We start from the raw sequence: 15476 nt of genomic DNA on the forward strand, positions 1-15476 counted from the left end.
CCCGCGCGGGCCTTATGGTTGCAGGGGGCCGGGCGATCCGGATCCCGGTCGGGCGCTCGCAGGGGCCCGGGCCGGGACGGGGCCGTCCCCGGCCCGGCGGGCGGCGGATGTGGGACCGCGCCCGCGGCCGCCCTTGCGCGCCCGCCGGGCGCCGCGGCCTCGCCCCGGCGCATTTCGCCGGGCGACGCCGAGGGGGACAGCCACGTGTTGAAGACGCTTTTCATCGCCGCGCTTGCTGCGGGTCTGGCTCTGGGCGCGCCGCTGCGCGCGCCCGCGGGGGAGAACGGTATGGAGGAAGCGCTGCGCGCCGCGCAGGCGGCCGGAGAGCTGGAGGGCCTGCACGCGGTGCTGGTCCTGAAGGACGGCGCGGTCTTCGCCGAGGCCTATTTCGACGGCGCCGACGAGGCCTGGGGCCGGGACCTGGGGGTGGTGGCGCACGGGCCGGACACGCTCCATGACCTGCGCTCGGTCAGCAAGTCGATCACCGGGCTGCTCTACGGCATCGCGCTGGAGGAGGGGATCGTGCCCGGCCTCGACGCGCCCCTCTACGCCGGGTTCCCGGGGCACGAGGCGCTGCTCGAGGCCGATCCGCGCCGCGCCGGGATCCTGGTGCGGCACGCGCTGACCATGACCATGGGCACGGACTGGGACGAGAGCCTGCCCTATACCGACCCGCGCAATTCCGAGATCGCGATGGTGCTGTCGCCCGATCCGCTGGCCTATGTCCTGTCGCGCGACGTGATCGAGGCGCCCGGCGGGCGCTGGACCTATTCGGGCGGGGCGACGGCGCTGCTGGGCGGGCTGATCGAGCGCGGATCGGGGATGAAGCTGCCCGACTACGCGGCGGCGAAGTTGCTGGAACCGCTGGGGATCACCCGGTGGGAATGGGCCGAGGGCCCGGACGGCACGCCCGCCGCCGCCTCGGGGCTGCGGCTGACGGCGCGCGGGCTGGCCCGGATCGGAGAGATGATCCTGGCGGGCGGCGCGTGGGACGGGGCGCAGGTCGTGCCCGCGTCCTGGCTGGAGGAGAGCTTCCACCCCCACGTGCCGCTGGGCGAGCTGTCCTACGGGCTGCACTGGTACATGCCCGCGGGCGGCGGCGCCTGGGTGGCGGGGTTCGGCAATGGCGGGCAGCGGTTCTCGGTGAACCCCGGGATGGGGCTGGTGATGGTGGTCTTCGCCGGGCTCTACAACGATTTCGACGCCTGGCGGCTGCCGGTGAAGGTCAGCATGGAGTTCCTCGGGCCGGCGCTGGAGGCCGCGGCGGCGCGGTGAATGCGAGGGGGGAGGAAGGGGCCTCGCCGGCCCCTTCCTCCCCCCTCGCGCTCCCCCCTCCAACCCCGCCGCCGGGCGCCCGGCTTCAGGCGGCGCGCGGGCGGCGTCAGCCGCCTTGCGGGCGCGAATGGGGGGCCTCGCCCCCCTGAGCACCCGCACCCGCGGCGGGCGGGTCGAGGCGCACGAATTCCACCGGCAGGGTCCCGCGAACCAGCAGCGCCCAGCGCATCCCGGCGCCGATGATCGCGATGTGGCCCGGGAGCTCCCGCCAGAGCGTGTCGAATTCCCCAAGCGCGGTTTCGGGGGCGCAGCGCAGGCCCGCGTCGCGCAGGTCCTCGATCACCGCGCAGGGCGGCTCCCCGGCGACCAGCGGCGCGATGCGGGCCAGGAAGGCCGCGCGGCTTTCCCCGTCCCTCTGCACCAGCGCGCCGGGCGCCTCGGGTGGGACGAAGCACAGGCCATGCGTGCCGAACCCCGCCCGGTCGCCGAGCGCCTGCCACAGGGCGCGCACCTCGGCAGGCGGGATCGGGCGGACCGCCGGGCCCAGCGCCTCGGACAGGAAGACGGGCAGGCGCAGCGCCTGCGCATCCCGCGCCGCCTCCCGCGCCTGCCCCGCCGCCGCACGCTTCGCCCCGAGGGCCGCACGCCGCGCCGGGTCCATGCCCTCAGCCCGCCGCCTCGCGGTACACCAGCGGGGCCGCCGGATCGCCCTTGCGGGCCATCTCCAGCACCGCGCCCTTGTGGGGGGATTTCGAGCAGACCGGATCCGTCGCCGCCGCATCCCCGGCCAGCGCCATCGCCTGGCAGCGGCAGCCGCCATGGTCCTGCGCCTTGCGCTCGCAACTGCTGCACGGCTCCTGCATCCAGTCGTCGCCGCGATAGGCGTTGAAGGCCGCCGAGCGTTCCCAGATCCATTTCAGCGGCGTCTCGGCCGCGTTCTCGAACCGAAGGCCCGGGATCGTCTCGGCGGCATGGCAGGGCAGCACCTTTCCGTCCGGCGCCACGTTGAGACCCGTGGAGCCCCAGCCGCCCATGCAGGCCTTGGGGAACTCGGACAGGTAGTCGGGCGGCACGAAGTCGATCACCATGCGGCCCTTCAGGCGCATCCGCGCGGCCCGCACGATGTCGCGCGCGGCGATGGCCTGCTCGCGGCTCGGCAGAAGCTGCGCGACGTTTCGAAGCGCCCAGCCATGGACCTGCACGCAGGCCACTTCCAGCCGCCGCGCGCCGAGCCGTTCGGCCAGCGCCACCGTCTCTTCCAGCCGGTCGAGGTTCTTCGCGTGCATCACCGCGTTCAGCGTCAGCGGCAGGCCGAGCCGCGCGATCTCCTCGGCCACCGCCATCTTGCGGGCGAAACCGCCCTTGTAGCCGCCGATCTCATCCGCATCCGCCGCCTCGACGCCCTGCACCGAGAGCTGCACGTGGTCGAGCCCGATCTCCGCCAGCCGCGCCAGCCGCTTCGGCGTCAGGCCGATCCCCGAGGTGATGAGGTTGGTGTACAGCCCCGCATCGACCGCGGCCTTGAGGATCTCCTCGAGGTCCCGCCGGGACGCGGGCTCCCCGCCCGAGAGATGGAGCTGCAGCACGCCCAGCGCGGCGGCCTGGCGGAAGATGTCGGCCCATTGGTCGGCCGTCAGCTCCGCGTCCTTCTTCGCCAGCTCCAGCGGGTTCGAGCAATAGGGGCAGGAGAGCGGGCAGCGATGGGTCAGCTCGGCCAGCATCGCCATGGGCGGCTGCGCGGGGATCACGCGATCCGCCTCGGGGGTGGGGGCGGCGACGTTCATGCCCGCACCTCCGCCATCACGCGGTCGGCCAGCGTCAGGATCAGGCGCGAGGCGTCGGCGGCGATGCGCTCCGCCGGGGCGTCGTACTTGTCGGCCAGCGCCTGCACGACCTCGCCGAAAGTCCGCTCGCCGTCGATCTCGGACAGCACGGCGGCGGCGATGGGGTCGAGCTTGAGCACCCGTTCCGGCGCCAGCAGCGCCCAGACGCCCCGGACCTCGTCCCGGTGCACCCGAACGCCGCGCAGCAGGGCGGGACGGGCGGCGGCGTCGATGACGGGGGGCGGGGCGGTCCCAGACACGGGAGCGGAAGCCGGCGCGTTCACAGCATCCCCTCGCCCGGCCGCCAGGCGCCCGGCGGGATGCGGGCGGGGGTGACATAGGCGTGCTCGATCGCGTCGAGCTGGGCCCACAGCATGTTGGTCTTGAACTCCAGCGCCGCAGCCGCCGCGTCCTGCTTTTCAGCCGTGTCCGCATGGGTCAGCACCCAGTCGAGGCCGAAGGCGACGTCCTTCGGCGCCTCGGTCAGCCGCTTCTTGAAATAGGACATCGAGACGTCGTTCGCGAAATCGTAGTGCTGGAGCATCCCCTCGATCCGGTTGGCATGGATCTTGGGGGCGAAGAGCTCGGTCAGCGAGGAGGCGACGGCCTCGAGCAGCGGCTTCTCGCGCACGAAATGCAGGTAGGCGTCGCAGGCGAAGCGCACCGCCGGAAGCACGCCCTGCCCCGACGCCACGTAATCCGGGTCCAGCCCCACCGCCTCGGCCAGCTTCAGCCAGCGCACGATGCCGCCCGGGTTCTCGTCCGTGCCGTCATGATCCTCGATCCGCGAGCGCCAGGCGCGGCGCAGGGATGGGTCCTCGACGCGGGACATGAAGGCGGCGTCCTTCATCGGGATCGTCGCCTGGTACTGCCAGCGGTTCAGCACCCAGGCGCGCACCTGGTCGGGGGTGCAGCCGCCGCCATGGAGCTGGTCGTGGAACGGGTGCAGGTCGTGGTACCGCTCGGCCCCGATGGCGCGCAGCCGCGCCTCGAACGCCTCGCGGGACTGGGGGGCGCGGGGGGCGGGGCGGCCCCCGCTCATGGCGTCGTCGAGGCTCATGGCGTGATCTCCATCCCGTCCTGGGCCACGGTCCAGCCGGCGGCCTCCACCACGCGGCGGGCCTCCGAGTCCGGGTCGAGGGCGGGGTTCGAGTTGTTCATGTGGACGAAGACGCGCCGCGCGACGCCGAGGCCCTCGAAGGCCGAGAGGCTGGCGGTCATCGACATGTGACCCATCCGGGCGCCGGTCTTGACGCCAAGGCCCATGCGGATCATCTCGTCATCTTCGAAGAGGGTGCCGTCATACATCACCAGCGCGGCGCCGCGGATTCGCTCGGCCAGCGCCGGGGTCAGCGCGGCGCAGCCGGGGATGTAGAAGGCGGTCTTGCCGTTGGCAGAGAGGCGCACGCCGACGGTGTTCTCGCCCTCAAGCTGGGTGTCGACCACCTCCCCCTCCTGGTAGAGGGGCACCTTGCCGGGCACCGCGAACAGCTCCGCCTCCACGCCCGCGACGATCTCGAACGGAACGCCCAGCGCGACGGGGGCGCGCGGGACCACGTCGGGGGCGACGGCGGTCATCATCGGGTTGGCGGCGAGGACCTCGTGGATCCCGGCGGTGGCGAACAGGGTGAAGGGCTGGCGTTCGCGCAGGGTGAACAGGCCCGCGACATGGTCGATGTCGCCATTGGTCACCAGCACGGCCTTGAGGGGCGACACGCGCGGCCCCGTGGGGTGAAGCGCCGGCGTCGCCTGCATCTGGGCGCGAATGTCCGGGGATGCATTGAGAATCGCCCAGTCTTCCCCGTTCGCCGAAACGGCGATCGAGGACTGGCTGAGCGAGGGCAGGCGCCCCAACCGCGCAGCGACGCAGTTGGGGCACCCGCAGTTCCATTGCGGCAGGCCGCCGCCCGCGGCGGCGCCCAGGACGATGATCTTCATCGCGCGGGACTCCCGTGGGGCCGGCTGTCAGCCTGCCGGAAGATCAGAACAGGTCGTCTTCGCCCTCGGCGGGGAAGTACATGTTGATCTCCATGCCGCAGGCGAATTCTTCGATCGTCGGCGCGGTCCAGGCCATAGCTCTATCCTCCCAGATATGGTCGCAGGTCAGGGACGCGAGGCGGCGCCCCGGTCTGATGTGCAGCTTCGGGGAGGCGAGGCGTCCGGGCAAGCGCGACGAAGGTCTAAGGGTCATTGTTTCCACATGGAGGACGATCCTTGCCCGCCGCGACGGCGCGCGGCCCATTGCGCAACGGCCGCCCAGACCCGACCTTGGGGGCGTGGTTCCGTAAAGGAGGACCAAGCCCATGACCCATGCCCTTCCCGCCCTGTTCGTGTCCCACGGCGCGCCGACGCTGCCGCTCGAGGACCGCCCCGCCTCGACCTTCCTGCGCGGGCTGCTGGACGCCCTGCCCGAGCGGCCGAAGGCGATTCTCGTGGTCTCGGCGCATTACGAGACGATGAGCCCGGAGGTGTCGACCGCCGAGACGCCCGAGACGATCTATGATTTCGGCGGCTTCCCGCCCGCGCTCTACCAGATGACCCACAAGGCCCCCGGCGCCCCCGACGTGGCCCGCCGCGCCGCCGAGCTGCTGCGCGAGGCGGGCGGATCGGTGCGCGAGAATCCCGCCCGCGGCTATGACCACGGGGTGTGGACGCCGCTCAAGCTGATGGACCCCGGCGCGACGATCCCCGTCGCGTCCCTCTCCGTCGTGCATGGGCAGAGCGCCGCCTGGCACTACGCCTATGGCCGCGCGCTGGCGCCGCTGCGGGACGAGGGCGTGCTGATCATCGGCTCAGGCGCCGCGACGCATAACCTGCGCGCCTTCATGATGTCCCGCCCGCGGATCGAGGATGAGCGGGACGAGGCCCGCGGCTTCGCCGACGCGCTCGGCCGGGCGCTCGAGGGCGGGGACTGGGACGCGGTGCTCGCCGGGCCCGACGGGCTGGAAGGGGGGCGGTGGAATCACCCCTCGGACGACCACATCCTGCCGCTCTATGTCGCCATGGGCGCGGGGGGCGAGGGGGCCGCGGGCAAGCGGATCCATGCCTCGACCAACTATGGCGTGATCGCCATGGACGCCTATGCCTTCGATTCGCCCGAGGCGCTGCAGGCCGCCTGAGCCCGCCCCGCCCCGGCGCCACGCCGCCCGCGCCGGTTTCCCCCGGCGCGGGCGGTTTGCGTTCGGGGGACCGCCCTGACCGCCGCGCCACGCTTCCCCGCCCGCCCCGCGCGTCTCCGCGGGCGCGCGAAGCGGCGGCGCGGCAATCCCGACAAAAATTATCGGATTGACGTATCCGAGCGTTTCAGTCAGAAATAGCCCCGTCAAGCCAAGCCCCGATCCGGCCCAGGCCGGAGGGGGGACAGCCAGACCAGATCGCCCATCCCCCCAATGGCTGACGAGGTCCGCACCATGCCTGACGGCGCCTTCCCCCCCGATCCGTTCGACGCGAACGCCGCCGAGTCCGCCGCCCGCCCCCCGCGCGGCGCCGCCCCGGTGAGCCGGATGGAAGAGCTCTCGCCGCTCGAGACCGCGGCGGTGATGTATTTCCGCCTCTGGCATGACGGCGAGGCCGGGCGCGCCCGCGCCACCGCCGATTTCGCCGCCCTGCTCGGCCTCGGGCACGGGGCCGCGGCGGTGCAGGCGCTCGACCGGCTCTGCGCGCTGCTCGGCGCCCATGGCCGCCGCCCGCTGATGCGCCATTCGAAGTCCTGCTCCTGCGTCGGCTCGGACGAGGCGGTCGTGGCCGCCTTCCTGTCCCGCGCCGCCGAGGGCGAGCGGGAGGAGGCGATGCTGATGGCCAGCCTGCTGATCCGGGCCGAGATGGCGCCGCTGGCGCTGGCGGTGGCCGAGGAGCTGGCCGTGGCCCTGCGCCGCCTCGCGCTGCGCGCCGCGCCCGAGCCGCGCCGCCGCGCCGAAGCCCCCCGCCGCCCGGTCCCGCGCCGGGTGCACTGAAGGTTTCCCACCCCGGCGCGCCGCTCCCCCGGCGCGCCGCAAGACCCAACCGCCAGGGAGCGGCCGCGAGGATCGCGGCGCCCCAGCCCAGACTGACAGGAGCCGCCGCGCCCATGCCGACGCCCCGCCTTTTCGCCCTCGCCGCCCTGCCCGCCGCCTTCGCCGCCCCCGCGCTGGCCGAGGCCCCGGACCGCGCCGCCGTGGCCGCGGCCTATGCCGACATCGCCGCCGCCGCCTATGGCGACAGCCTCGCGACCGCGAAGACCCTGCAGGAGGCCGTCGAAGCCTTCCTCGCCGCGCCCTCCCCCGAGGGGCTGACCGCCGCCCGCGCCGCCTGGATCGCCGCCCGCGTGCCCTATCAGCAGACCGAGGCCTTCCGCTTCGGCAACCCGATCGTCGACGACTGGGAGGGGAAGGTGAACGCCTGGCCGCTGGATGAAGGCCTGATCGACTACGTGGACGGCGGCTATGGCGGCGCCTCGGACGAGAACGCGCTGCGCGCCCTGAACGTGATCGCGACGCCGGACTTCACCCTGTCGGGCCAGTCCATCGACGCCTCCGAGATCACCCCGACCCTGCTGGCCGAGACGCTGCACGAGGCCGACGGGATCGAGGCGAACGTGGCCACCGGCTACCACGCCGTGGAGTTCCTGCTCTGGGGCCAGGACCTCAACGGAACCGGCCCGGGCGCCGGCGAGCGGCCCTGGACGGACTACGCGGCGGGCGAGGCCTGCACCGGCGGCCATTGCGACCGCCGCGCCGACTACCTGCGCGCCGCGGTGGAGCTGCTGATCTCGGACCTCGGCTGGATGGCCGGGCAGTGGACCGCGGAGGGCGCCGCCCGCGCCGCGCTGCTGGCCGACCCGGACGCCGCGATCTCGGCCATGCTGACCGGCATGGGCTCGCTGTCCTATGGCGAGCAGGCGGGCGAGCGGATGCGCCTCGGGCTGATGCTCAACGACCCGGAGGAGGAGCATGACTGCTTCTCGGACAACACCCATAACAGCCACTACTACGACGGGCTCGGCATCCGGAACGTGTACCTGGGCCGTTACGTGGGCGTGGACGGCACGGTGACGGAAGGCCCGTCGCTGTCGGACCTCGCCGCCGCCGCGGACCCCGCGCTGGACGCCGAGATGCAGGCGAAGCTGGCGACGACCATGCTGGCGCTGGGCGACATCCGCACCGCGGCCGAGGCGGGCTACGCCTATGACCGGATGCTGGCCGCCGGGAACGCGCGCGGCGAGGCGCTGGTGATGGGCGCGGTGAACGCGCTGATCGACCAGACCGGGACCATCGAGAAGATCGCCGAGGCGCTGGGCGCCGCGGGCGGGCTCACGGTGGAAGGCTCCGACAGCCTCGACAGCCCCTCGGCCGTGTTCCAGTGACCCGCCCCCGGCGTCGCTGATCCCATCGCCCCCCGGCCGCCGCGCGCTTCCCCCCCTGGCGCGGAGGGCCGGGCGGGCCGATCCCGGGCGGGCTTCGTCCCTTGCGCCCGCCCGGGCGCAGCCCCGCCCCCGCCGCGCGCTCTCCCCTGGGCGCGGCGGGGGCGGGGCCCCTCCCTCTCCAGCCCAGCGCCAGAAAGGCTTGCCCCGCATGATCGTCTGCTCCTGCACCGGAACCACCGACGCGCAGATCAACGCCGCGATCGACTGGATGCGCCAGTCGGACCCGGACTGCGTCATCACCCCCGGCAAGATCTACCGCGCGCTGGGCCGCAAGGCCGATTGCGGCGACTGCATGAAGCTGTTCGTGAAGACCATGCGGGCGAACCCGAACCACCCGGTTCCGGCCGAGCTGCGGAACCTGCGCCGCAAGGCGAAGGCGGCGGCTGGCTGAGCGCCGCTTTTAAACCATCTGTTAACTCCCGCCCCCGCAAGCCGGGGGCCCCAGCCACCCGCCGGCGCGCCGTTCAGGCGGCGGCGCGGCAGCCAGACGAAAGGACCCGCCCGATGAAAGGCGACGAAAAGGTCATCGAGTATCTCAACCGCGCCCTGCGCAGCGAACTGACGGCGGTCAGCCAGTACTGGCTGCATTACCGCCTGCAGGAAGACTGGGGCCTCGGCGCGATGGCGAAGAAGAGCCGCGAGGAAAGCATCGAGGAGATGCACCACGCCGACCGGCTGATCCAGCGCATCCTGTTCCTCGAAGGGCATCCGAACCTGCAGAAGCTCGACCCGCTGCGGATCGGCCAGGACCCGAAGGAGACGCTGGAAGCGGACCTCGCGGCCGAGCAGGAGGCCCGCGCCCTCTACAAGGAAGCGCGCGAATACTGCCACGAGGTCGGGGACCACGTGTCCAAGCAGCTCTTCGACGAGCTCCTGGCCGACGAGGAAGGCCATATCGACTTCCTCGAGACCCAGCTGGACCTCTACGGGCGGCTCGGCGGGCAGAACTACGCGCTGCTCAACGCGTCCAAGATGGACGAGGCCGAGTGACCATGCGCCCCGCTACGCGTTCGATCTGCGCCCTGGCCGTCCTGGCCGGGGCGCAGTCCCTTCCGGCCCTCGCCGGGCCCGCGTCCCTTCCCCAGACCGTCGCGCAGGACCTGCACCTCTCCGCCATCCCGCGCGACGCGGCAGAGGCGGCGCGGATCGCCGCCGTGACCGCCGCCCCCGAAGATTTCAGCGCCCCCGAGCCGTTCGAGGAAAACTCCGGCGGGGCCGCGACCGTGCGCGCGCGCGCCAATCGCGACGCGTTCTCCCAGCCCTCGGCCAACCTGGCGTTCGAGGATGAGCTGCGCTTCAAGGTCGGCAACGGGCTGTTCCGCAAGATCTGGGTGTCCTCGCCGTCCTCGACCAAGGCGTCGGACGGGCTGGGGCCGCTCTATAACGCGCGCGCCTGCCAGCGGTGCCACCTGAAGGACGGGCGCGGGCATCCGCCCGAGGGGCCCGAGGATTCGGCGGTGTCGATCTTCCTGCGCGTCTCGGTCCCCGCGGCCTCGGATGACACGCTGGCCGAAGAAATCGAGGGCTGGATCGCCGACGCGCCCGAGCCGGTCTATGGCCGCCAGATGCAGGATTTCGCCCTGCCCGGCCATGCCCCCGAATACCGGCTGGCCGTGAGCTGGACCGAGGAAGAGGTGACGCTCGGCGGCGGCGAGACGGCGACCCTGCGCCGCCCCGACTGGCGGGCCGAGGACCTGGGCTACGGTCCCCTCGCCGAAGACGCGATGCTGTCGCCGCGCGTGGCGCCGCAGATGCTGGGGCTCGGGCTGCTCGAAGCCATCCCGGCGGCCGAGATCATCGCCCGCGCCGACCCCGAGGACGCCGATGGCGACGGCATCTCGGGCCGCGTGCAGGTGGCGATCAGCAGCGAATACGGCGTCCCGATGCTGGGCCGCTTCGGGCTGAAGGCCGGCGCGCCGACCGTGCGCCAGCAATCGGCGGACGCTTTCACCGGGGATATCGGCATCTCCAACCCCCTCCACCCCGGCGGCTGGGGCGAGTGCACCGAGGCGCAGGCCGATTGCCGCACCGCCCCCCATGGCGGCGATCCGGGCGGCGTCGGGGGCGGGCTCGAGGTGGACGCCGAGGGGCTGGACCTCGTGACCTTCTATTCGCGCAACCTCGCCGTCCCGGCCCGCCGGAACGCGGCGGACAGCCAGGTGCTGCGCGGCAAGGCGCTGTTCCATGCCTTCGCCTGCGCCGCCTGCCACACCCCCAAGCACGTCACCGCGCGGCTCGAAGACCGGCCCGAGCAGAGCTTCCAGCTGATCTGGCCGTACACGGACCTTCTGCTGCACGACATGGGCCCGGGCCTGGCCGACGGCCGCCCCGAGGGTCGCGCGAACGGGCGCGAATGGCGCACGCCGCCGCTCTGGGGCATCGGTTTGACCGAGCAGGTCTCGGGCCACAGCTATTTCCTGCATGACGGGCGGGCGCGGTCGCTGCTCGAGGCCGTGCTGTGGCATGGCGGAGAGGCCGAGGCCGCCCGCGACGCGGTCGCCGAAGCGGATCCCGAGGACCGCGCCGCCCTGATCGCCTTCCTGGAGTCGCTGTGATGTACGCAAACGCCCGCCGCCCCGCCGCCGCCCTCGCCGCGCTGATGCTGCTGGCCGGGGCGCCCGCCTTCGCCGCCGCAGACGCCCCCGCCCCCGCGCCCGCCGCCGTGCAGCAGCGGCAGGAGGCCCGCGACGCCGCGATCCGCGCCGCGGTGGACCGCCACGCCCTGCCCGGCTTCGCCCGCTTCGCCGAGGCCGCCGCCGCGCTGGACGCCGCGGCGCGGGCGGATTGCGCCCCGGACGCCCCCGCCCTGCGCGCCGCCTGGGGGGCGGCGTTCGACGCCTGGCTGGCCGTGTCTCACCTGCGTTTCGGCCCGACCGAGGCCGGGCACCGGGCCTTCGCCCTCGCCTTTTGGCCCGACGCCAAGGGCTTCACCCCGCGCACGCTGGGCAAGCTGCTGAAGGCGCCGGAGGGGGCCGACCCGCTGGCTGATCCCGCGGCCTTCGCCGAAAGCTCGATCGCCGGGCGCGGCTTCTACGCGATGGAGCGGCTGATGTTCGACAAGGACGTCTCCGCCGCGCCCCCCGAGCGCGCCTGCGCCCTGGTCCGCGCCCAGGCCGCCGACATCGCCCGCATCGCGGCCGAGCTGGACGCCGCCTGGCGCGCGACCCGAGGCCCGATGCTGATCGCCCATGACGGCGGCGATTACCCGGCGGCCGAGGACGCCGCGCGCGAGCTTTACAAGGCGCTCGACGCGGGCCTCCAGTTCATCGCCGACGTGCGGCTGGGCCGCCCCCTCGGCACGCTCGACCGCCCCCGCCCGATGCGGGCCGAGGCGCATCGCTCGGGGCGGGCGCAGCATAACGTCGAGGCGGCGCTGGCCGCGCTGGACGAGCTGCACGCCGCGCTCTCCGGCCCGCTGGGCGGCGCCCCGCGCACCGCCTCCGCCTTCGCCCGCGCCCGCAAGGCGGCGGCGGAGCTGAACGACCCTTCCTTCGCCAAGGTGACCGAGCCGATGGGGCGCTTCCGCCTCGAGGCCCTGCAAACCGCGGTCGAGGACGCCCGCGCCGCGGCGGCGGAGGAGATCGGCAAGGGCCTCGGCGTCTCGGCCGGGTTCAACGCGCTGGACGGGGACTGAGGGGCGCGGCCCCCCTCGTCACAGAAGGGACATTCCCATGACCACAAGACGCGGGTTCCTCGTCGCCGCCCTCTCCTCCGCCATCGCGCCGCGCCTCGGCTGGGCCGCGGCAGGCGCGCCCGCGGTGCTGGCCGCGGGGCGGGATGCGAGCGGCGCCTACCGGCTGCACGGGCTGTCGGCGGCGGGCGAGTCGCTGTTCTCGCTCCCCCTGCCCGGCCGCGGCCATGCCGCCGCCGCCCACCCGCGAAAGCCCCTCGCGGTGGCCTTCGCCCGCCGCCCGGGCTCCTTCGCGCTGGTGATCGACTGTTTGACCGGCGAGGTGGTGCAGCGCCTCGACGCCCCCGCGGGACGGCATTTCTACGGCCACGGCGCCTTCACCGCTGACGGCGCGACGCTCCTGACCCCCGAGAACGACTACGAGGCGGGCGAGGGGCGGATCGGCATCTGGCAGGACGGGAAACGGGTGGACGAGCTCCCCTCGGGCGGGGTCGGCCCGCACGAGATCCTGCGCCTGCCCTCGGGCGGGTTCGCGGTGGCCAATGGCGGGATCATGACCCATCCCGACAGCGGGCGGGCCAAGCTCAACATCCCCTTCATGGAACCGAACCTGGCCTGGCTGTCGCCGGGGGGCGGGATCACCGGCGCCCTGGCGCTGGCTGAGGAGATGCGGCTCAGCTCGATCCGCCACCTCTCGGTCCGCGGCGACGGGCTGGTGGCCTTCGCCATGCAGCGCCAGGACGAACGGCGGGACGCGCCGCTGCTGGGGCTGGTTCCGGCGGGCGAAAGCGAGGCGCGGCTCTGCGCCGCGCCGGGGGCGGAGCATCTCGCGATGCAGGGCTATGGCGGCTCGGTCGCGTTTTCCGGCGACGGGACGCGGGTGGCGGTGACCTCGCCCCGCGGCGGGCGGATGCATGTCTTCGCCGCCGCGGACGGCGCGTTCCAGGAGGCGGTGCTGGACCCCGACGTCTGCGGCGTGGCGCCGGGGCGCGGCCCCGGCTTCATGACCAGCAGCGGCGCCGGGCGCATCGCCTTCCCGGGCGGGACCGGCGCGGCGCGGGGCCACGCGCTGGCCTGGGACAACCACCTCGCCGTCGTCTGACCCGCGGCCCGGACCCGCGGCGGGGGCGCGAACAATTCCACAAGTACTGCAGCCACGCCTCGCCCCTTGAAACGGGCGGGGCGAGCGCTTCTATTGGGGCCACGGCCCAAACCTTCGGCGGAGCGGCGCAGACATGACCGACCCCTTCGCCGACGTTTCGGCACGGCCCCCGGGCCGGTTCCCCGCAAGGCGCGCCGCCGCGGCCGCGCTGGCGCTGGGACCGCTTCTCGTCCTTCCCCTCTCCGCCCCGGCGCAGGACGCCGCGGGGCAGGACGGCTACACCATCACCGAACGCGCCGAACCGCCCCGCTCCGAGACCGGGCGCGCCTATCTCTCGGGCCCCGGCGCGCGGATGCGGGCCGAGCCGGTCTATGCCGACGGGCTGGAGGGCGACCTCGCGGGGCCCGAGCGCAAGCCGCCGCCGAAGGCCGAGCGGCGCGAGCCGCTGCTCTCGGTCTCGCCCAATGTCGGGGCGTTGATCGGGGTGGGGATCGTCGCGCTGATCCTGGTCCTGCTGCTGAAATTCGCCGGCGGCGGCGCGCTGCTGGCGCGCGAGCCCGCGCAGGGCCGCCGCGCCGCGCGCGAGGCCGCCGCGCCGGACGCCTGGGCGGCCGAGGCGGCGGACCTGTCGGAGGCGGAGGCGCTGCTGGCCCGCCTTTCGGCCATGGCGGACCGGGGCGCGGCGCTGGCGATCCTGCTGCGCCACGCGCTGATCGCCGCCGCCGGGGCGATGGACCTGCGCTTCGCCCGCGCGGATACGGAACGCGAGGCGCTGGCCAAGATCCCCGCCGACTGGCCCGCGCGCCCGCCGCTCGAGGCGCTTCTGCGCGCGGCCGAGCTGGCGCATTACGGCGGCCGCAAGGTGGATGACGCGGGCTTCGGCGCGGCGCTGGAGGCGGGGCGCTCGGTCCTCGCGCAGGCGGAGGGGCGGCGATGAGCGGCGCGGCGACACCAGGCGGGACGCCGGGCGCATCCGGGGCGGGCGCCTCCGGGACCGGCGCATCCGGGGCGGGCGCGAAGCCGGGCGGGCATGGCTGGATCGTGCCCGTGGCCGCGCTGGCGGTGATGGCGGCGCTGCTCTGGGCCGTCTGGCGCCCGCCGGTGGAGCTCGACACTTCCGCCATCGGGGTGGACGGGCTCGCCCCCTGGCTGGCGCGCCATGACATCCCCGCGACGCGGGCGCGCGCCTCGCGCAAGGTGGACCCGGCGGGCGTGGCGCTGCAGGTGACCCCGCTCTGGGATCCGGCGCTCGACAGCTATGCGCCGGAGAACTCCGACACCCCCTGGCCCGAGCGCACGGCGCTGCGCGGCCAACCGAGGTGGACGTTCGAAGAGAAGCTGGCGCTGGTTCCCACGCTGGTGATGCTGCCCAAGTGGGGCGGCGGCATGGTCAAGCCCGGCGTGGCGCATCGCAGCCAGCTGGTCTTCGCCGGGCCCGGCGGGGCCGAGCGGGCGCAGCGGCTGACGGCCAGGCTGCCCGAACTGTCGGGCGCGCGGCTTTCGGTGGAGGAGGCGCCGGGCTTCCGGGCCGCGCCGGGACCGGGGGGCGGGGCGATCACGCTCTACCACCCGCAGACCTTCCGGGCAGGCGCGCTGCCGCGCGGCTGCCGCGCCGACCTGCGCTTCGGGGACGGGGTGCTGGGCGCGATCTGCGCGACGGGGACCGGCCCGGAGGTCTATTACCTCTCGGATCCCGACCTGATGAACAATCACGGGCTGGCGCTCGGCGATAACGCCGAGGAGGCGCTGGCGCTGGTCCGCCGCCTGCGCGAGGGGCGGGACGGCATGGTCTATGTCGACCCGCTGCCCGGCACCACCCTGTCGGCGGATGCCGGGGACGAGCCGGCCGAGCGCGATCCCTCGGCGCTGCTGCGGCTGCTGCGCCCGCCGCTGGCCCATGTCTGGGCGGCGATCCTGGTGGTGATCGCGCTGCTGGGCTGGCGCGGGGCGCGGCGCTTCGGCCCGGCGCGGCGCGTGGCGGCGGCGGGCGTGGGCCGGTCGCGGGGCGCCGCGGTCGAGGCGCAGGCCCGCATCCTGCGCCTGTCGGGCAATGACGCGCCGATGGCGGCGGATTTCGTGCGCGGGCAGGTGCTGGCCCTCGCGCAGGCGCGGCTGGGCGCGGAGATGGGCGCCGGGGGGGGGGGGGGGCCCCCACCCCCCCCCCCCCCCCCCACCCACCCCCCCCCCCCCCACCCCCCCCCCCCGCCCCCCCCCCCCCCCCCCCCCCCCCCCCCCCCCCCCCCC

Annotated in this window: 17 protein-coding genes; 11 read left to right on the forward strand and 6 right to left on the reverse strand. The window is 74.3% G+C overall.

What is annotated here, in order from left to right:
• Nucleotides 1–288 precede the first annotated feature (288 nt).
• Complete coding sequence (locus ACQ5SO_RS13390) at nucleotides 289–1275, forward strand: serine hydrolase domain-containing protein (protein ID WP_430942115.1); 987 nt, start codon at nucleotides 289–291, stop codon at nucleotides 1273–1275.
• A 106-nt stretch (nucleotides 1276–1381) separates the two neighbouring features.
• On the opposite strand, the gene ACQ5SO_RS13395 is transcribed toward ACQ5SO_RS13390, so the two are convergent.
• From ACQ5SO_RS13395 to pqqA, 6 genes are read right to left on the reverse strand one after another with little or no spacing between them, the layout of a single operon-like run.
• Nucleotides 1382–1936, reverse strand: a complete 555-nt coding sequence (locus tag ACQ5SO_RS13395; protein ID WP_430942116.1) for a hypothetical protein — start codon at nucleotides 1934–1936, stop codon at nucleotides 1382–1384.
• A gap of 4 nt (nucleotides 1937–1940) precedes the next feature.
• A complete protein-coding gene (gene pqqE, locus ACQ5SO_RS13400; protein WP_430942117.1) occupies nucleotides 1941–3059 on the reverse strand; it encodes a pyrroloquinoline quinone biosynthesis protein PqqE in 1119 nt (372 codons plus the stop codon).
• On the reverse strand, nucleotides 3056–3358 hold the full coding sequence (gene pqqD, locus ACQ5SO_RS13405; RefSeq protein ID WP_430942118.1) for a pyrroloquinoline quinone biosynthesis peptide chaperone PqqD: 303 nt from the start codon (nucleotides 3356–3358) through the stop codon (nucleotides 3056–3058). The genes pqqE and pqqD overlap by 4 nt, the downstream gene beginning before the upstream one ends.
• 20 nt (nucleotides 3359–3378) lie before the next feature.
• Nucleotides 3379–4158 carry a pyrroloquinoline-quinone synthase PqqC gene (gene pqqC, locus ACQ5SO_RS13410; RefSeq protein ID WP_430942119.1) on the reverse strand — a complete coding sequence of 260 codons (780 nt, stop codon included), beginning with the start codon at nucleotides 4156–4158 and terminating at the stop codon, nucleotides 3379–3381.
• Nucleotides 4155–5036, reverse strand: a complete 882-nt coding sequence (gene pqqB, locus ACQ5SO_RS13415; protein ID WP_430942120.1) for a pyrroloquinoline quinone biosynthesis protein PqqB — start codon at nucleotides 5034–5036, stop codon at nucleotides 4155–4157. The genes pqqC and pqqB overlap by 4 nt, the downstream gene beginning before the upstream one ends.
• 43 nt (nucleotides 5037–5079) lie before the next feature.
• A complete protein-coding gene (gene pqqA / locus ACQ5SO_RS13420; protein ID WP_430942121.1) occupies nucleotides 5080–5172 on the reverse strand; it encodes a pyrroloquinoline quinone precursor peptide PqqA in 93 nt (30 codons plus the stop codon).
• Nucleotides 5173–5401: 229 nt separating this feature from the next.
• Between pqqA and ACQ5SO_RS13425 the strand changes: the two genes are divergently transcribed.
• The 10 genes from ACQ5SO_RS13425 to ACQ5SO_RS13470 all read left to right on the forward strand — a co-directional run.
• Nucleotides 5402–6217, forward strand: coding sequence for a DODA-type extradiol aromatic ring-opening family dioxygenase (locus tag ACQ5SO_RS13425; RefSeq protein WP_430942122.1), 816 nt, complete (start codon nucleotides 5402–5404; stop codon nucleotides 6215–6217).
• Nucleotides 6218–6508: 291 nt separating this feature from the next.
• Complete coding sequence (locus tag ACQ5SO_RS13430) at nucleotides 6509–7051, forward strand: hypothetical protein (protein ID WP_430942123.1); 543 nt, start codon at nucleotides 6509–6511, stop codon at nucleotides 7049–7051.
• A gap of 113 nt (nucleotides 7052–7164) precedes the next feature.
• Nucleotides 7165–8439 (forward strand): imelysin family protein, encoded by a 1275-nt coding sequence (locus ACQ5SO_RS13435; RefSeq protein WP_430942124.1) that lies wholly within the window; start codon nucleotides 7165–7167, stop codon nucleotides 8437–8439.
• Nucleotides 8440–8647: 208 nt separating this feature from the next.
• On the forward strand, nucleotides 8648–8890 hold the full coding sequence (locus tag ACQ5SO_RS13440) for a (2Fe-2S)-binding protein (RefSeq protein WP_430942125.1): 243 nt from the start codon (nucleotides 8648–8650) through the stop codon (nucleotides 8888–8890).
• 113 nt (nucleotides 8891–9003) lie between these two features.
• Complete coding sequence (bfr, locus tag ACQ5SO_RS13445) at nucleotides 9004–9489, forward strand: bacterioferritin (RefSeq protein ID WP_430942126.1); 486 nt, start codon at nucleotides 9004–9006, stop codon at nucleotides 9487–9489.
• Between the two features lie 2 nt (nucleotides 9490–9491).
• Entirely contained in the window at nucleotides 9492–11054 is a 1563-nt protein-coding gene (locus tag ACQ5SO_RS13450) for a di-heme oxidoredictase family protein (protein ID WP_430942127.1), read from the forward strand.
• Nucleotides 11054–12133 carry an imelysin family protein gene (locus tag ACQ5SO_RS13455; RefSeq protein ID WP_430942128.1) on the forward strand — a complete coding sequence of 360 codons (1080 nt, stop codon included), beginning with the start codon at nucleotides 11054–11056 and terminating at the stop codon, nucleotides 12131–12133. The genes ACQ5SO_RS13450 and ACQ5SO_RS13455 overlap by 1 nt, the downstream gene beginning before the upstream one ends.
• 37 nt (nucleotides 12134–12170) lie before the next feature.
• Nucleotides 12171–13232 (forward strand): DUF1513 domain-containing protein, encoded by a 1062-nt coding sequence (locus tag ACQ5SO_RS13460; protein WP_430942129.1) that lies wholly within the window; start codon nucleotides 12171–12173, stop codon nucleotides 13230–13232.
• 133 nt (nucleotides 13233–13365) lie between these two features.
• Nucleotides 13366–14169, forward strand: coding sequence for a hypothetical protein (locus tag ACQ5SO_RS13465; protein ID WP_430942130.1), 804 nt, complete (start codon nucleotides 13366–13368; stop codon nucleotides 14167–14169).
• The coding region (locus ACQ5SO_RS13470; RefSeq protein WP_430942131.1) for a hypothetical protein at nucleotides 14166–15476 on the forward strand (1311 nt) is incomplete at its 3' end. The genes ACQ5SO_RS13465 and ACQ5SO_RS13470, both read left to right, overlap by 4 nt.

The organism is Rhodovulum sp. DZ06 (assembly GCF_050586345.1).
In the GTDB taxonomy this organism is placed as follows: domain Bacteria; phylum Pseudomonadota; class Alphaproteobacteria; order Rhodobacterales; family Rhodobacteraceae; genus JBOCEF01.

What these genes read in the sequence shown, in the direction of transcription:
- ACQ5SO_RS13460 (WP_430942129.1), top strand. Translation starts at nt 12,171, where the DNA reads ATGACCACAAGACGCGGGTTCCTCGTCGCCGCCCTCTCCTCCGCCATC.
- ACQ5SO_RS13440 (WP_430942125.1), top strand. Translation starts at nt 8,648, where the DNA reads ATGATCGTCTGCTCCTGCACCGGAACCACCGACGCGCAGATCAACGCC.
- pqqA (WP_430942121.1), bottom strand. Translation starts at nt 5,172, where the DNA reads ATGGCCTGGACCGCGCCGACGATCGAAGAATTCGCCTGCGGCATGGAG.
- ACQ5SO_RS13395 (WP_430942116.1), bottom strand. Translation starts at nt 1,936, where the DNA reads ATGGACCCGGCGCGGCGTGCGGCCCTCGGGGCGAAGCGTGCGGCGGCG.
- ACQ5SO_RS13455 (WP_430942128.1), top strand. Translation starts at nt 11,054, where the DNA reads ATGTACGCAAACGCCCGCCGCCCCGCCGCCGCCCTCGCCGCGCTGATG.
- ACQ5SO_RS13450 (WP_430942127.1), top strand. Translation starts at nt 9,492, where the DNA reads ATGCGCCCCGCTACGCGTTCGATCTGCGCCCTGGCCGTCCTGGCCGGG.
- ACQ5SO_RS13390 (WP_430942115.1), top strand. Translation starts at nt 289, where the DNA reads ATGGAGGAAGCGCTGCGCGCCGCGCAGGCGGCCGGAGAGCTGGAGGGC.
- bfr (WP_430942126.1), top strand. Translation starts at nt 9,004, where the DNA reads ATGAAAGGCGACGAAAAGGTCATCGAGTATCTCAACCGCGCCCTGCGC.
- pqqE (WP_430942117.1), bottom strand. Translation starts at nt 3,059, where the DNA reads ATGAACGTCGCCGCCCCCACCCCCGAGGCGGATCGCGTGATCCCCGCG.
- ACQ5SO_RS13430 (WP_430942123.1), top strand. Translation starts at nt 6,509, where the DNA reads ATGCCTGACGGCGCCTTCCCCCCCGATCCGTTCGACGCGAACGCCGCC.
- ACQ5SO_RS13435 (WP_430942124.1), top strand. Translation starts at nt 7,165, where the DNA reads ATGCCGACGCCCCGCCTTTTCGCCCTCGCCGCCCTGCCCGCCGCCTTC.
- pqqC (WP_430942119.1), bottom strand. Translation starts at nt 4,158, where the DNA reads ATGAGCCTCGACGACGCCATGAGCGGGGGCCGCCCCGCCCCCCGCGCC.
- pqqB (WP_430942120.1), bottom strand. Translation starts at nt 5,036, where the DNA reads ATGAAGATCATCGTCCTGGGCGCCGCCGCGGGCGGCGGCCTGCCGCAA.
- ACQ5SO_RS13425 (WP_430942122.1), top strand. Translation starts at nt 5,402, where the DNA reads ATGACCCATGCCCTTCCCGCCCTGTTCGTGTCCCACGGCGCGCCGACG.
- ACQ5SO_RS13465 (WP_430942130.1), top strand. Translation starts at nt 13,366, where the DNA reads ATGACCGACCCCTTCGCCGACGTTTCGGCACGGCCCCCGGGCCGGTTC.